This window comes from Citromicrobium bathyomarinum (genome assembly GCF_021021475.1).
In the GTDB taxonomy this organism is placed as follows: Bacteria; Pseudomonadota; Alphaproteobacteria; order Sphingomonadales; family Sphingomonadaceae; genus Alteriqipengyuania; species Alteriqipengyuania bathyomarina.
Genome location: NZ_JAINWL010000004.1, coordinates 24,923 through 40,106, shown reverse-complemented (window position 1 = coordinate 40,106; position 15,184 = coordinate 24,923). Strand labels below are relative to the sequence as shown.

The following is a 15,184-nucleotide window of genomic DNA, read 5'->3' as shown; positions in this document are numbered from 1 at the left end:
GGTGTTCGGCATCATGCCGGCGTCTCTTCGGACGCAGGTTCTTCGGGGGTGCGGGCGAAGCGCAGGATCACCTGCGTGCCGCCATCGGGGGCCGGTGCGAAGCTCATCTCGCCCCCGTGCTCCTCCACAATCTTGGTCACGATGGCGAGGCCGAGGCCGGTTCCCTTCTCGCGCGTGGTCACGTAAGGTTCCGCGATCCGGTCGCGATCGGCGGGCAGCCCCACGCCATTATCGGTCACGCAGATATCGACCACGTCATCGCCCGGCGCGATCGACACCGCGATCTTTCCGGTAAAGCCCTTGCCCTCCTCGGCAGCGCGCGCCTCGACCGCTTCGACCGCGTTCTTGAGCACGTTGGTCATCGCCTGGCCGAACTGATGTCGATCGCAGCTCAGCGGCACCTCGCCTTCTGGAGTGTCGAAGGTGAAGGCGATGTCCTGATGCGCGACCTCTTGCAGGAAGACCGCCTGACGCACCAGGTCGAGAGCATTCTCGTCGCGGAAAACGGGCTTGGGCAGCCGCGCGAAGGAGGAAAACTCGTCGACCATTTTGCGGAGCGCGCCTACCTGCCGCACGATCGTGCTGGTCAGCTCGTCGAACAGCGCGGCGTCATCGCCCACCTTGGTGCGATAGCGGCGCTTGAGCCGCTCGGTCGCGAGCTGGATCGGCGTCAGCGGGTTCTTGATCTCGTGCGCGATGCGTCGCGCCACATCGGACCATGCGGCACGTCGCTGGTCGAGCAGCTGGCGGGTGATATCCTCGAAGGTGATCACCTTGCCGCCGGTTGCGGGCGCGATCCGCACCGCTAGCGTCAGCAGGTCTGCGCCCCTGTTCAGGGTCACGATGCCGCGATCCCCGCCCTGCTCCATCACCCCGGCGATCTGCGGGGAGATTTGGGCGAAGCCCCTGCCCCGCCCATCCTGCGAGGCATCGTCGAAAAGCAGCGCCCGGGCCGAGGTGTTCATCAGCTGGATCGTCCCATCCTCGTCGATCGAGACGATCCCGGCGGTCATCGATTCCAGCACCGCCTCGATGAAGGCGCGCCGTTCGTCCAGCTCGCGGTTGGCGCGCATCAGATCGTCGGTCTGCGCTTCCAGCTGCGCGGTCATCCGGTTGAACGCCCGGTTGAGCAGGCCGATCTCGTCCGCCCCGGTGCGCCCTTCGATCCGCAGCGCGAAATTGCCCGCCCCCACCTTGCCCGCGGCGAGCACCAGATTGGTCAGAGGCTCGACCTGCCGGTCCGCGAAGCGCAGCGCGAACCACACCGCAAAGCCGACCAGCGCCAGTGAGACGAAGAACAGCGCCAGATTGAAACGCAGCTGCAAGGCGCGCGCGCGCTCTGTCAGTTGTTGATAGCGGGCGACCACGTCGGTCGCCTTCTCCCACTGGCTGAAGGACAGGGATTCATTGTTGCGTGCATTGTATAGGTAAATGCCCGCCTCGCGATCGATCGGGATGATGGCCTCCACCCGCATCGAGTTTGCCTGCACGACCTCGATCGCTCCATCGGCGAACTTCTTGAGGGCCTTTTCGCCTGCCAGCGCCGGCTGGTTGCCCTCGACCAGACCGATCGCGACAGCGGTGTTGACCGTGCCGTCCGGGAAAGCCTGCAGAATGGCGCTTTCGTTTATCTCGCGCCGCTGCATCTGGTAGTTGTAGTCTTCCAGGAAATCGCGATTGGCGAGATCGTCGGCCGCGCGTTCACGCAGTAGGTACAGCATGTCGCCCGCCATCGCGCGGGTCTCCTGCGACACATCGACTTGGTTCTGTTCGTAGTACCCGCGTGCCAGATTATTGGCGCTATCCATCAATCCGCGCGAGGAATCCGAAAACCAGAAGTCCACGCCCGACTGGAACAGGATCGCCGCAAACGTCGCCACCAGCAAAGTGGGCACCGCCGCGATGATGGAGAACACGAACACCAGCCGCACGTGCATCCGCGCGGTACTGCCCGCCGCCCGGCGAAGCGCCAGCCTGCGGCCCAGCAGCACGAGCAGCGCCATCGCCGGGATCAGCGTACCGACGAGGAGCATAGAGGTCTGCCGGGTGGGCAAGAGCTGGGTCTCGTCGGGAGTCTTGGCAAACGCGGTCCAGGTCGCGACGATCATGATTGCCAGCGCAACCCCGGCGCCGATCTCCAGCCAGCGGAACAGGTTCGCCCGACGCGATGCCACGACCATGCGCCTGGCGAGGCGCGATCCTCGTGGAGTTGTGCCGTCCGAAGCGCTCATCGTTGCCAGTTTACAACATCGCTGTTGCCATAATACAAGTTACAAACGCCGATACGTCCCACTTCGCGTCGCATTTTGGCAACGCTTCGTAGCCTGCATGTTTGCGGGACGGTGGGCTCAGGCAGCGTTGCGGACCAGGAAGGGTTCGTAGAAGCGCTCGATCTCGCCCAGCACCTGTGCGGGATCGTCGATGAAGTTGACCGCCTTGCGGAACTCGGACGAACCGTAGAGGCCCTTCACATACCAGCCCAGATGCTTGCGGGCGATCTTCACGCCGACTTCGGGCGTGTAATGGTCCAGCATCCGGCGGAAATGCTCCACCACCACGGCATATTGCTCGTTGAGCGGCGGATCGGCGCGCTTCTCGCCTGTCTGCCACCAGTGCATCACCTGGCCGAGCAGCCACGGGCGGCCATAGGCGCCGCGCCCGATCATCAGCCCGTCCGCGCCCGATTGCTCCAGCGCCTTCGCGGCATCGTCGACACCGCAGATGTCGCCGTTGACGATCACGGGAATGCTGACCGCGTCCTTCACCTTGCGGATGAAGGACCAGTCGGCGCTACCTTTATACATCTGGTTGCGCGTGCGGCCGTGGACGGTGATCATCTTCACGCCCAGATCCTCGGCAATCCGCGCGAGTTCGGGCGCGTTGAGGCTGTCGTGGTCCCAGCCCATCCGCATCTTCACGGTCACCGGCACATCGACCGCCTTGACCGTCGCTTCCATGAGCCTGGTCGCCAGCGGCACCTCGCGCATCAGCGCGCTGCCCGCCAGCTGGCCGACGACCTTGCGCACCGGGCAGCCGAAATTGATGTCGATGATCGCCGCGCCGTTGCCTTCCTGCAGTTTCGCAGCCTCGGCCATGCTCGCCGGATCGCAGCCGACCAGCTGCATGCTGACCGGCTCCTCAATCCGGTCCCACGCGGCCTTCTGCACGCTCTGGCGCGTCTCGCGGATCGCCGCCTCGCTCGCGATCATCTCGGTCACGTTGAGGCCGGAGCCGTAACGGCGCACCAGCGTGCGGAAGGGCATGTCCGTCACGCCGGTCATGGGCGCGAGGACCACGGGCGTCTCGACACGCACGTCGCCGATGGCGATCGGCTTCGGAGCCGAGGGAGGGGTTGGTACTTGCATCATGGGGAAACGCGCCAAATAGTGGATTGCCGCGCTTCCCGCAAGCGCGTAGCCCTCTTGCCCCGATGCCATCCCCCGCACCAGCCCCCCGCTTCGCCGCGATTATCGTAGCCGCAGGCTCCGGCACACGTGCCGGGCAGGCGATCCCCAAGCAATATGTCCGCTGGCGCGGCAAGCCGGTGCTGCGCCACTCGGTGGAGCACCTGCTCGAAGCAGGCGCAGACCGCATCGTGATCGCGATCGCCCCCGATGCGAAAGACCTCGCCCGCGAGGCGACCGCCGGGCTGGAAAACATTCTGTTCGTCGAGGGTGGCGACACCCGCCGGGCCTCGGTCGCCTCCGGGCTGGAAGCACTCGCACTCGATCCGCCGGAAGCCGTGCTGATCCACGACGCCGCGCGCCCCTCTGTCCCGCAAACTGTCGTTGAACGCGTGTTGAATGCGCTTGAGCACCATGCTGGCGCAACCCCCGCTCTGCCCCTGGTCGACACCATCGCGCGTATGCAGAACGGGGTGATGACGGGTCAGGAAGACCGCTCCACCCTCGCCCGCGTGCAGACACCACAAGGGTTCCGCTTTGCAGAGATTCTCGCGGCACACCGCGCCTGGGACAGCGAAACGGAACCGACCGATGACGCGCAGGTGCTCCGCCATTCGGGCGGTGAAGTCGCCATCGTCGAAGGCTCGCAGCGCCTTGCCAAACTCACTTTCGCAGAGGATTTCGCGATGCAGGCACCACCCGTGCGCACCGGCACCGGCTTCGACGTTCACCGCCTCGCCGATGGCGAGGATCTGTGGCTCGGCGGGCTGAAAATCGATCACGATCAGGGCCTTGCGGGCCATAGCGATGCCGACGTCGCACTCCACGCGCTGGTCGATGCGGTGCTCGGCGCGATCGGCAATGGTGACATCGGCACCCACTTCCCGCCCAGCGACGAACGCTGGAAAGGCGCGCGATCGAGCCAGTTTCTGGCCCACGCGGTCAGCCTGGTGAGTGAGGCAGGCTACCGCATCGGCAATCTCGACCTGACGATCATCTGCGAAGCCCCCAAGATCGGCCCGCACAAGGAGGCGATGCGTGAAACAATCGCGGAAATCGCCGGTGTTCAGGCCGATGCGATCAGCGTAAAAGCGACCACTACCGAAAAGCTGGGCTTCACCGGCCGCGGCGAAGGCATTGCCGCGCAAGCGGTCGCCACGCTGATCAGGGAGGATTTCTAGCGCATGACCGACATCCTGCTCCCCACCAATGTCGTCGAACTGGCCACCAAGGTGGTCGATGCGAACCGGGATGCGAACCGCACGCTCGTGCTGGCCGAAAGCTGCACCGGCGGGCTGGTGAGCGCGGCGATCACCGAAATTCCGGGGTCATCCTCCGTGCTCGATCGCGGCTTCGTCACCTATTCCAACGAATCGAAGATGGAGATGCTGGGCGTTCCGCAGGACATCATTGAAACCTTCGGTGCGGTGTCGATCGCCTGCGTGTGGGCGATGGCGCAGGGCGCGCTTGCCAACAGCAATGCCGATGTCGCGGTTGCGATCAGCGGAGTGGCCGGCCCCGGCGGCGGAAGTGCGACCAAGCCGGTCGGCACGGTCGTGTTCGCGCGGGCCGTGCGCGGGCACGATGGCGAGCCGGAGGGCGAGCTGAAGTCCTTCGGCGACCTGGGCCGCGGCGAAATCCGCCGTCAGGCGACGCTGTGTGCGCTGGAGCTGCTATTGCCGTAGAGTTCGTGGGCGCGTTCCTCGAACGCGGCCATCATCCGGCGAAAGGCACGGTCGAAATAGGCTCCGGCCAGCCGTTCGAAAATCTTGTTCTTGAACGTGAAATCGACGCAGAAATCGATTTCGCACCCGCCTTCCACCGCGTTGAAGCGCCAGTCGTTCTGAAGATCGCTCAGCGGCCCGTCGATATAGTGGACCCGGATACTCTCGGGCCGATGCTTCTCGACCCGCGAGGTGAACTTCTCGCGGATCGCCTTGAACCCGACGACCATGTCCGCAACCATCTCCGTTTCGCTGTCGGACTGAATCCGGGTCGCGATCACCCATGGCAGGAACTCGGGGTAACGCTTCACGTCGGCGACCAGATCGAACATCTGTTCGGGCGTGAACGGCAGCACGCGCTGCTGGTGGATGCCAGGCATCAGCGGGCTCCGGCGTTTCCGGCCTTGCGCGCCGCGTCGCGCTGAAGACGCTCTTCACGCGCTGCCTTCATCTGCGCGAAATCGTCGCCCGCGTGATAGCTGGAGCGGGTAAGCGGGCTCGCCGCGACCTGCAGGAAGCCCTTGGCCCGCGCGATCGAACCGAACGCGTCGAACGCCTTAGGCGTGACGAAATCCTCCACCTTCGCGTGCTTGGGCGTCGGCTGCAGGTACTGCCCCATGGTGATGAAATCGACGTCGGCACTGCGCATGTCGTCCATCACCTGGTGCACTTCGAGGCGCTGCTCGCCCAGGCCCAGCATGATCCCCGACTTGGTGAAGATCAGCGGGTCGTGCGACTTCACCTCTTCGAGCAGGCGCAGCGAGGCGTAATAGCGCGCACCGGGGCGGATCGTCGGGTACAGCCGCGGGACCGTTTCGAGGTTGTGATTGAACACGTCCGGCCCGGCTTCGCAGATCGCCTCGATCGCGGGGCGCATCTTGCCGCGGAAGTCGGGCGTGAGGATTTCGATCGTGGTGTTCGGAGTCTCGCGACGAAGAGCCTGAATCACCTTCACGAACTGCCCCGCCCCGCCATCGGGCAGGTCGTCGCGGTCGACGCTGGTGATGACGATGTGTTCCAGACCCATCTTGCCCGCCGCGACCGCGACATTCTCGGGCTCCATCGGATCGACCAGCCGGGGCATCCCGGTCTTTACGTTGCAGAACGCGCAGGCGCGCGTGCAGACGTCGCCGAGGATCATGACGGTGGCGTGCTTCTTCTCCCAGCACTCGCCGATATTCGGGCAGGCCGCTTCCTCGCACACCGTGTTCAGACTGAGGTCGCGCATCAGACGGCGCGTCTCGTGATAGCCCTTGCTCACGGGCGCCTTGACCCTGATCCAGTCGGGTTTGCGCGGGCGCGGTGCGCGGTTGTCTTGCGGTTCGGGGGCGGAGGAGAGGTCGTTCATGCCCGCCATCTAGGAGCCTCGCCCGGCAGAGGCAATGCCGCGCCTTGCCAGTAGGCCTCCGCTCGCCCATGTGGCGGGCATGACCGAAGAGACCCTCAAGAATATCGCGCTGCTGATCGATGCGGACAACACCACCCCCAAGGGCATCGACCCGGTGCTGACCGTCATGGCCGAGCTCGGCCAGGTCAACATCAAGCGCGCCTACGGCAATTTCGCGAAGAACAACCTCGCCAACTGGGACAAGATCACCCACAAATACGGCATCCGTCCGCAGCAGCAGTTCGATCTGACGGCGGGCAAGAACGCGACCGACATGGCTATGACCATCGACGCGATCGACCTGCTGTATCAGGGCAAGGTCGATGGCTTCGGGATTATGAGCTCGGACAGCGACTTTACCCCGCTGGTCACACGGCTGCGCCAGGATGGGCTGGTCGTCTACGGCTTCGGCAGCACGAACAAGACGCCCGCCGCCTTCAAGAGCGCTTGCACGCGCTTCATCGATATCGACGCGCTGATCAAGGGCGCCTCCGATGAACAGGAAACGCCTAAGGCGCGCGCTGCGAAGGGCAAAGGCCAGATCGACGACGAACTGGTCGAACTGCTCGGCACCGCGTGGAAAGCGGCGAAGCGCGACGAAAACGGTTATGCGCCGATGGGCGAGGTCGGCAAGATCGCCGGCAACCGTTCCAGCTTCGACGTGCGCAATTATGGCTACAAGCGGCTGTCCGACCTGTTTGAGGCGATCGACGAGTTCAAGGTGGAACGGCGCGACAATAGCGGGATGTACGTGAAACGCCTGCGCTGATCTTATCACCGCAAGAGACAAAGAACGGCGCGGAAGGTCTCCCTCCCGCGCCGTTCTTTTATCAGCTTGAAAGCGGCTGAAATCAGCCTGCCTGCTGCTTGGCGTAAGCCGCCCACAACTTGGCGATGGACGCGCGCTGGCCCTGAACCTTGCCCAGGGTCTCCTGCGCTGCGGCATAATCACCTGCCTTGACCTGTGCGATCCCCAGGCGGGTCAGAGCGAGACTGCGATCGACATCGGGCCGTGTCAGCGCGAGCTCGTAAAGCTCGGCCGCCTTCGCACCATTGTCGAAGTTCAGGTAGGCATCACCTGCAGCGACCGCGAGGCTGGCCGACGCGCCGGATGCCTTGGCGTCGCTTTCAAGCGCTCCGAGGTCGGCCTTGAGACCGGCGGTACGCGACTGAGATTCGCGCTGTGCTTCTGCGACGAAGGTGTCGCTCGATTTGAGCTTGCCGGAAGAGATGCCCTCTGCGGTGACAGCCGCAACCTCTGCCGGAAGACGACGGAAGTTGGCCGCATCGATGTAGTCAGTGTAATCGCGCGCCTCACGCATTGCATTTGCGGCGCGCGCAAGACGCAGCAGGTCGAGCATTTCAGCATCAGACCACTGGCCGAAATTACGCTGGATCGCGACCGCATCGGCCCACGTCGTCGCGCTGGGGTAGTATTTCACGAGCATCAGGCTGTAATTGGTCGCGTCTTCGAACAGGTCGTTGTTATAAGCCGTGGTGAGCCCGCGCTTGAGCAGGGTTTCATCCGGTGCGCCGCCGGCGGCAATCTGTTCGTTGATCTGGTCATTCACCGTTTGCAGCGCAGCGGTGAAATCGCCCTCCTCGCTGTAGGTTCGCGCGATCAGCGCACGTGCCTGCTCGACCTCGTAACCAAGCTCGATCGCCTTCTCGAAGCGTGCGCGAGCGGATGCCCAGTCCTGCGAGTTGAAGGCAAGCTGGCCGGCGACGTAGGTATACTGCGGCACGTTGGCCTCGGGCACCTTGCCGCTGTCGAGCATCATGTTCATGCCTTCGAGCTGCAGCGGGACATCGTTGAGCTTACCGCCAATGGTGTACATCGTGCTGCCGTAGAAAAAGCGTTCGTCATCGGTTTTGACCGTGTCCTTGGCAGCTTCGGCCTGCGCGCGCAGTGCGGCGTAATCGGGGTTTTCGCCCTTGATCGCCTCGTCAATCGGCTGGAACGCCGCAAGGAATTCCTTGGAAAACTTGGCCTGCTTCTGCGCGTAGGCGGGCGTGGCGATCGCGGTCGCGCCGAGCGTGCCGACCGCCATCATCGCCGCAGCGATTGCGAACCCGGAACTCTTGGCGGGGAAAAAGGCAAACCTGGCCATACGTATCGTCTCTCCTGTTAAGCCGCGCAGTGTCGCGCAGCGTTTGTCATCTGCTTATCGGAATAACGCGCGGCCTATGCGATAGTGCCACGCCAACGTCCAGAGAGTGGCTGAAACCGGTTGAACCGAGGTTGAATGGGTGCTTCAGGCAAATCGACGCCCAACTCCGCAGAAAATGTGGAAAAACCGCCCTTCAATTCCTATGTCTGGCTGCCATTGCTGGCACCGCCGGACGCTTTCCCCTAGCCTTCCCCGACTGCGCGTCAGACGCATCCGAATAACAGACGGACCGGACATTCCTTGAGCGACGAAACCGACACCCTCACCCCGCCCAGCCCCATGGGCGAATATGACCGCATCGACATCGTCGATGAGATGAAGACCAGCTATCTCGATTACGCGATGAGCGTGATCGTCAGCCGCGCGCTGCCCGATGTGCGCGACGGTCTGAAGCCGGTCCATCGCCGGATCCTCTTCGCCAGCCAGGAAGGCGGCTTCGTCGCCGGGCGACCCTATCGCAAGAGTGCGAAGATCGTCGGCGACGTGATGGGTAACTACCACCCTCACGGCGACAGCGCGATCTACGATGCTCTCGCCCGCATGACGCAAAGCTGGTCGATGCGGGTTCCGCTGATCGACGGCCAGGGCAACTTCGGCAGCATGGACCCCGATCCGCCCGCCTCGATGCGTTACACCGAGGCGCGACTGGAAAAGGTCGCCAACGCGCTGCTCGACGATCTCGACAAGGATACGGTCGATTTCGCGGAGAACTACGATGGCTCGCGCGAAGAACCGACGGTTCTGCCGGCGGGCTTTCCCAACCTGCTGGTCAATGGTGCAGGCGGCATCGCGGTCGGCATGGCGACCAACATCCCCCCGCACAATCTGGGCGAAGTGATCGACGGCTGCCTCGCCTTCATCGCCAACCCCGCGATCACCTCCGAAGAGCTGATCGAGTACATCCCCGGCCCCGATTTCCCCACCGCGCCCCTGATCCTGGGCCAGTCGGGCGCACGCTCGGCTTACCTGACCGGTCGCGGTTCGATCATGATGCGGGCGCGGCACGAGGTCGAAACCGGGCGCAATGATCGCCAATCGATCGTGCTCACCTCGATCCCCTATCAGGTCGGCAAGAACATGCTGGTCGAGAAGATCGCCGAGGCCGCGAAGGACAAGCGGATCGAAGGCATCTCCGACATCCGCGACGAATCCAGCCGCGAAGGCGTGCGCGTGGTCGTGGACCTGAAGCGGGATGCCTCGCCCGAAGTCGTGCTCAACCAGCTGTGGCGCTATTCCCCCGCGCAGGCGAGCTTCCCGGCGAACATGCTGGCGATCCGTGGCGGGCGGCCCGAAGTGCTCGCGCTGCGCGACATCATTCAGGCGTTCATCAGCTTCCGCGAACAGGTCATCACCCGGCGCACCAAGTTCGAACTGAACAAGGCGCGCGACCGGGCGCACATCTTGCTTGGCCTGGTGGTCGCGGTTTCCAACATGGACGAGGTTGTCGCGATCATCCGTGGCGCCGCAAACCCCGCCGAGGCGCGCGGCAAGCTGCTGCGCAAGGAATGGCCGATCGGCGATATCGCGCAGTACATCGCGCTAGTCGAGGCGATCGAGCCCAGCTCCGACGAACACGGCGGCACCTACCGCCTGTCCGAACGGCAGGTGAAGGCGATCCTCGACCTGCGTCTGCACCGCCTGACCGCGCTCGGCCGCGACGAGATCGGCGACGAGCTGAAAGAACTCGCGACCAAGATCGAATACTACCTCTCGATCCTCGCCGACCGGCGCAAGCTGTACCAGGTCATGCGCGAGGAACTGCAGGCGATCCGCGACCAGTACGCAACGCCGCGCATGTCCGAAATCGCGCCCGCGTGGGACGGGGTCGACGACGAAGACCTGATCGAACAGGAAGACATGGTCGTCACCGTCACCCACGGCGGTTACATCAAGCGCACCCCGCTCCACGCCTTCCGCGCACAGGCGCGTGGCGGCAAGGGCCGCAGCTCGATGGCGACGAAGGACGAGGATGCGGTGGTCGAGATGTTCGTCACCAGTACCCACAACCCGGTGCTGTTTTTCACCAATACGGGCCGCGTCTATCGCCTGAAGGTATGGAAGCTGCCCGAAGGCAGCCCGACCACCAAGGGCCGCCCGATGGTCAACCTGCTGCCGCTGGGCGAGGAAGAGCGCGTCACCAACGTCCTGCCCCTGCCGCAGGACGAGGCCGAGTGGAGCAGGCTCAACATCGTCTTCGCGACCGAACAGGGCATGGTTCGCCGCAACTCAATGGACGCCTTCACCAGAATCCCGTCCAACGGGAAATACGCGATGGGCTTCGTCGAGGACAGCGGCGACCGGCTGATCGGCGTGCGCCTGCTGAACGAGGATCAGGAGATTTTCCTCGCCTCCGACGCGGGCAAGGCGATCCGCTTCGCCGCCACCGACGCGCGCGAAACCAAGAGCCGCACCGGCATCGGCGTTCGGGGCATGAAGCTGAAGGAAGGCGACAAGGTCGTCAGCCTCGCCGTGCTCCACCCGCTCAGCCACGACATGGAAACGCGCGAGGCATATCTGCGCGGCGCGGTGTGGAAGAACAACGACACCGCCCATACGCTCGACCCGGATATCGCGGCAGCGATGGAGGAGAACGAGGAGTTCATCCTCACGCTGACCGCAAACGGCTACGGCAAGATCTCCTCGGCCTACGAATACCGCACCATCGGGCGCGGCGGTCAGGGCATCACCAATATCGGCGAGCCTAGCGATTCCAAGCGCAACGGCCCGGTCGTCGCCAGCTTCCCCGTGCGCCACGGCATGCAGCTGATGCTGGTGACCGATCAGGCCAAGCTGATCCGCCTGCCGATCGACTTCCGCCACCTGATTCCCGACGGGTTCGAAAACCACAAGGGCTGGTCGATCTACGGCCGCGGCTCCTCGGGCGTGAAGGTGTTCGACGTCGCCAAGGGCGAACAGATCGTCGGCGCGGCGCGGATCGACGAGGATGCCGATCCGGAAAACGAGGCCGAAGAGGCGATCATGGACGAACGCATGGCGCGCGAGGACCAGACCACCACCCCGCACACCACGCTCGACCGGGACGATCCTACGCCGACGGATGTGTAGGGCTCAGCGTTAGCGCAATTCGAAACCCCGCTCTCCCCGAGCAGTCGTAGGGGGAGCGGGTTTCCAGGGTTAGGTAAAGCGATTATCGCCGGAACCGCCGCAGCGTCTGCACCACTCCGGTCGCGATCAGGAATTGTCCGACGTAGTATGTTGGCCAGACCAGCAGGTCGGGCAGCGGCGCGAGGTCGTACGGGCCAAGGCGGCTGAAGATCAGCCAGTCGGACACGACGAACAGCAGCGCGCCCAGCCCCACCCGCGATTGCGGGAACAGGCTTAGGCACGCGGCCATCGCCATCCCGCCCAGCGCGAGGCCGTAGAGCCCGATCAGGATGTCGCCGCTGAGCCACCAGGCAACCAGCGGAACGCCAAGAAACAGCAGCGTCGTCACCCAGGTACGTGCCACACTCGGCTCCGGCCGCAGGTAGCGGCGGTAGAACAAAATCGCGACGACGTGGCTAGCAAAGAACGCCATGCCCCCCGCAATGAACGACAGCTCGATCGCGAGGTCGCCCAGAGCGCTCAAAGCGAGCGCGAGAACGAACAGACCCGCCCGCAGCCCCTTTGTGCGCTGCGCCGCATAAAGCGCGAGAAAGCCGACCGCGGAGGTCTTGATCGCCATCAGCCAGACCCCGCCCAGTGCGGTCTGTTCGAGCAAGGGCAAGGCGATTGCCGCGAGCAGGCTGAGGGCAAGCCAGGGGCGATACTGGACGAGGGCGCGACGCGGCATGGGCCCATCGTGTAACGCGCACACGATCCGGCCGCTACCTTGCTTTGAACTTTCCTCCGTCAACGCCTACGTGCGCAGGCAATGACACATGACGTACACATCATCGGCGGCGGTCTCGCGGGCAGCGAGGCGGCGTGGCAATTGGCGCAGGCGGGGCTGAAGGTTCGCCTGTCGGAAATGCGCGGCAGCGGCGAGATGACACCCGCGCACCATACCGACGGACTGGCCGAGCTGGTCTGCTCCAACTCCTTCCGCTCCGACGACAGCGACAAGAACGCGGTCGGCTTGCTGCACGACGAAATGAGGCGGCTGGATTCGATCGTTATGTCCGCTGGCGAAAAGGCACGCGTGCCCGCTGGCAGCGCGATGGCGGTCGACCGCGACGTCTTTTCGGCAGAAGTCGAACGCAGGCTGGCCGAGCATCCCAACGTCACCGTGGTGCGCGAACGGGTCGATACGCTGCCCGACGCAGGGCTCGCCATCGTCGCCACCGGGCCGCTGACGGCGCAAAATCTGGCGCAGAGCATCGTGCAGGCGACCGGCGAGGATCGGCTGGCGTTCTTCGACGCCATCGCCCCGATCGTCCACCGCGACTCGATCGACATGAGCAAGTGCTGGATCCAGAGCCGCTGGAACAAGCGGACCGAGGCCAGCAACGAGGATGGCGACTACATCAACTGCCCGATGACGAAGGAGCAGTACGAGACCTTCGTTCAAGCGCTCATCGACGGCGAGAAGACCGAGTTCAAGGAATGGGAGGCCGACACTCCGTACTTTGATGGCTGCATGCCGATCGAGGTGATGGCATCGCGCGGCGTCGAAACGTTGCGCTACGGACCGATGAAGGGTGTCGGGCTCGACAATCCTTACGACACCACCGAAGAGCACCCGCAGGGCCGCTGGCCCTACGCCGTGGTCCAGCTGCGGCAGGACAACAAGCTGGGCACGCTGTGGAACATGGTGGGCTTCCAGACCAAGCTGAAATACGGCGCGCAGGTGGAGCTGTTTCGCACGATCCCGGGACTCGAGAACGCCGAGTTCGCGCGGCTGGGCGGGCTGCACCGCAACACCTTCATCAACTCGCCGCTGGTGCTCGATCGGCAATTGCGGTTGAAGAACGCGGCCCATATCCGCTTCGCCGGGCAGATCACCGGGTGCGAGGGCTATGTCGAAAGCTCGGCGATCGGCTTGCTCGCTGGACTGATGGTGGCCGCCGAGCATCGCGGCGAGGACTGGTCCCCTCCCCCGCGCACGACGGCGCTGGGCGCCCTGCTCAGCCACGTCACCGGCGATGCCGAGGCAGAGACCTTCCAGCCGATGAACGTCAATTTCGGCCTCTTCCCGCCTCTGCACGAGGTGAAGAAGAAACAGCGCAAGGAAGCCTATACCAGCCGCGCAAAGGCGGATCTGGGCGAATGGCTTGCCGCGCGCGAGCGCGTGCCCGCCTAGCAGCTACAGCGCGGCTTCTTCTTCGGCTTGGGCGCGGTGGTCGCGAACTCGGCCTGCGTCAGCACACGGTCGCCATCCGCGTCGGCACCCTCGAACTTGTCGACCGTCGTCACCGCCCATTCCTCGAAATCGAGCAGGTTGTTGCCGTCCTTGTCGAGCTTGCGAAACGCATCGCTGCGGGTCGAGAGCATCTCGTTGCGGGTGATCTTGAGGTCGCGATTGCGGTCGTAGCGGAAGAAGCGCCGCTGTTCGCGCGTCAGCTCGGTCGCTTCGGGAGGAGCAGGGCCGGTCAGGTCCACCGGATCGGCCTGGGGCAGCGCGTCCTCTACCGGGCTTGCAGCAATGTCAGGCGGCGGCGGAGCGGCCTCTTCCACCTGCGCGCGGCCCTGCCACCAGAAAATCCCGACGCCCGCCAAGATCAGCCCCAGCACTGCACCCAGCACCACGCGATCCATCAGCCCTCCCCCTCTTGAAGCCCTTCAGCGGCCTAGCATACCCGCCCGCACCGCCGCGAGGAAGTCTCCGCCTGCCGACATCATCGGCCTGCCCGAACGCAGGCTGCGCAAGCCTTGCGTGCCGAGCACGGCGAAGGGCCGCAAGGCACGCGGCAGCCTGGGCGGCGTCTCGCCAAGCAGCCCCTTTCCCCGCGCCACAGCCCGCACTCGCTCCGCATCCTCGGGCGTGGAGCAATGCTGCGCCAGATCGGCGTAGGACCACAGCAGCGCGGAGTGATCGGGGGACGGAGTCCCGGGGTGGCCTAGCGCCGCTGCGGCGAGCGCCCAGGCATGGGCACGACCTTCGCCGAACGCGGTGATCGCCTCCTCGGTCAGCGGACCTTCGGCCAGCAGCGCCTCCCACCCGTCGACCAACGATGCGAGTTGCGAGACATCCGCGTCCCACGCCGCAAGGCGGGCCAGCAGCGGCTCCCCCTTCGGCCAGTCGCTGCGATCCTGCGCAAAGCGATCGCGCCACCAGGCGAGCTTCAGTTGTGCAATGATCGGCTCGCTCGCCTGCCGCACTGCATCGGCCAGCCGCCGGTCAAGCGCGAAAAGATCGTCGAACACCGGCCGCGCATCGCGCGGGGCGTAGGCCAGCGCCAGCGCAAGCGAAGGGTCCGTTGCCGGACCTGATTCTCCCTCGGTTCTTGCGCTCGCCATGGCACGCCAATGCGCGGCTCTTAACCTCGCTTCAACCCTGATCGGTCAAAGCCCGACAACCACTGGTAGGTTAAGCAGAAGGATGATGGCGGTTAACCA

General features: G+C 64.7%; 13 protein-coding genes. 5 read left to right on the top strand and 8 right to left on the bottom strand.

Going from position 1 to position 15,184, the window contains the following annotated elements; translation table 11 throughout:
* Positions 1-11: 11 nt before the first annotated feature.
* Together K7H93_RS14320 and dusB are read right to left on the bottom strand one after the other, a co-directional pair.
* The gene (locus tag K7H93_RS14320; RefSeq protein ID WP_230784194.1) at positions 12-2,180 is read right to left on the bottom strand and encodes a sensor histidine kinase; all 2,169 of its coding nucleotides are present in this window, start codon (positions 2,178-2,180) and stop codon (positions 12-14) included.
* Positions 2,181-2,348: 168 nt separating this feature from the next.
* On the bottom strand, positions 2,349-3,368 hold the full coding sequence (gene dusB / locus K7H93_RS14315) for a tRNA dihydrouridine synthase DusB (RefSeq protein WP_230784193.1): 1,020 nt from the start codon (positions 3,366-3,368) through the stop codon (positions 2,349-2,351).
* Positions 3,369-3,430: 62 nt separating this feature from the next.
* Between dusB and K7H93_RS14310 the strand changes: the two genes are divergently transcribed.
* Complete coding sequence (locus tag K7H93_RS14310; RefSeq protein WP_230784192.1) at positions 3,431-4,585, top strand: bifunctional 2-C-methyl-D-erythritol 4-phosphate cytidylyltransferase/2-C-methyl-D-erythritol 2,4-cyclodiphosphate synthase; 1,155 nt, start codon at positions 3,431-3,433, stop codon at positions 4,583-4,585.
* A gap of 3 nt (positions 4,586-4,588) precedes the next feature.
* Entirely contained in the window at positions 4,589-5,089 is a 501-nt protein-coding gene (locus K7H93_RS14305) for a CinA family protein (protein WP_010238157.1), read from the top strand.
* On the opposite strand, the gene K7H93_RS14300 is transcribed toward K7H93_RS14305, so the two are convergent.
* Positions 5,050-5,508 (bottom strand): type II toxin-antitoxin system RatA family toxin, encoded by a 459-nt coding sequence (locus tag K7H93_RS14300; RefSeq protein WP_230784191.1) that lies wholly within the window; start codon positions 5,506-5,508, stop codon positions 5,050-5,052. The two genes, K7H93_RS14305 and K7H93_RS14300, sit on opposite strands and share 40 nt — an antisense overlap.
* Positions 5,508-6,476 carry a lipoyl synthase gene (lipA, locus tag K7H93_RS14295; protein WP_226663757.1) on the bottom strand — a complete coding sequence of 323 codons (969 nt, stop codon included), beginning with the start codon at positions 6,474-6,476 and terminating at the stop codon, positions 5,508-5,510. The genes K7H93_RS14300 and lipA overlap by 1 nt, the downstream gene beginning before the upstream one ends.
* 79 nt (positions 6,477-6,555) lie before the next feature.
* On the opposite strand from lipA, the gene K7H93_RS14290 reads away from it, so the two are divergent.
* A complete protein-coding gene (locus tag K7H93_RS14290; protein ID WP_029140489.1) occupies positions 6,556-7,284 on the top strand; it encodes an NYN domain-containing protein in 729 nt (242 codons plus the stop codon).
* 82 nt (positions 7,285-7,366) lie between these two features.
* On the opposite strand, the gene K7H93_RS14285 is transcribed toward K7H93_RS14290, so the two are convergent.
* The gene (locus tag K7H93_RS14285) at positions 7,367-8,626 is read right to left on the bottom strand and encodes a hypothetical protein (RefSeq protein ID WP_054524391.1); all 1,260 of its coding nucleotides are present in this window, start codon (positions 8,624-8,626) and stop codon (positions 7,367-7,369) included.
* A 300-nt stretch (positions 8,627-8,926) separates the two neighbouring features.
* On the opposite strand from K7H93_RS14285, the gene gyrA reads away from it, so the two are divergent.
* Positions 8,927-11,752, top strand: coding sequence for a DNA gyrase subunit A (gyrA, locus tag K7H93_RS14280; RefSeq protein WP_230784190.1), 2,826 nt, complete (start codon positions 8,927-8,929; stop codon positions 11,750-11,752).
* 82 nt (positions 11,753-11,834) lie between these two features.
* Here the strand turns inward: gyrA and K7H93_RS14275 are convergent, their stop codons facing one another.
* Positions 11,835-12,479, bottom strand: a complete 645-nt coding sequence (locus K7H93_RS14275) for a lysoplasmalogenase family protein (RefSeq protein WP_230784189.1) — start codon at positions 12,477-12,479, stop codon at positions 11,835-11,837.
* Positions 12,480-12,560: 81 nt separating this feature from the next.
* Here K7H93_RS14275 and trmFO point away from each other — a divergent pair, with 81 nt between their 5' ends.
* The gene (gene trmFO, locus K7H93_RS14270) at positions 12,561-13,928 is read left to right on the top strand and encodes a methylenetetrahydrofolate--tRNA-(uracil(54)-C(5))-methyltransferase (FADH(2)-oxidizing) TrmFO (protein WP_230784188.1); all 1,368 of its coding nucleotides are present in this window, start codon (positions 12,561-12,563) and stop codon (positions 13,926-13,928) included.
* Here trmFO and K7H93_RS14265 read toward each other — a convergent pair.
* Both K7H93_RS14265 and K7H93_RS14260 read right to left on the bottom strand, forming a co-directional pair.
* A complete protein-coding gene (locus tag K7H93_RS14265; RefSeq protein WP_230784187.1) occupies positions 13,925-14,383 on the bottom strand; it encodes an EF-hand domain-containing protein in 459 nt (152 codons plus the stop codon). The genes trmFO and K7H93_RS14265 overlap by 4 nt on opposite strands.
* A gap of 24 nt (positions 14,384-14,407) precedes the next feature.
* A complete protein-coding gene (locus K7H93_RS14260) occupies positions 14,408-15,085 on the bottom strand; it encodes a squalene/phytoene synthase family protein (protein WP_230784186.1) in 678 nt (225 codons plus the stop codon).
* Positions 15,086-15,184 lie beyond the last annotated feature (99 nt).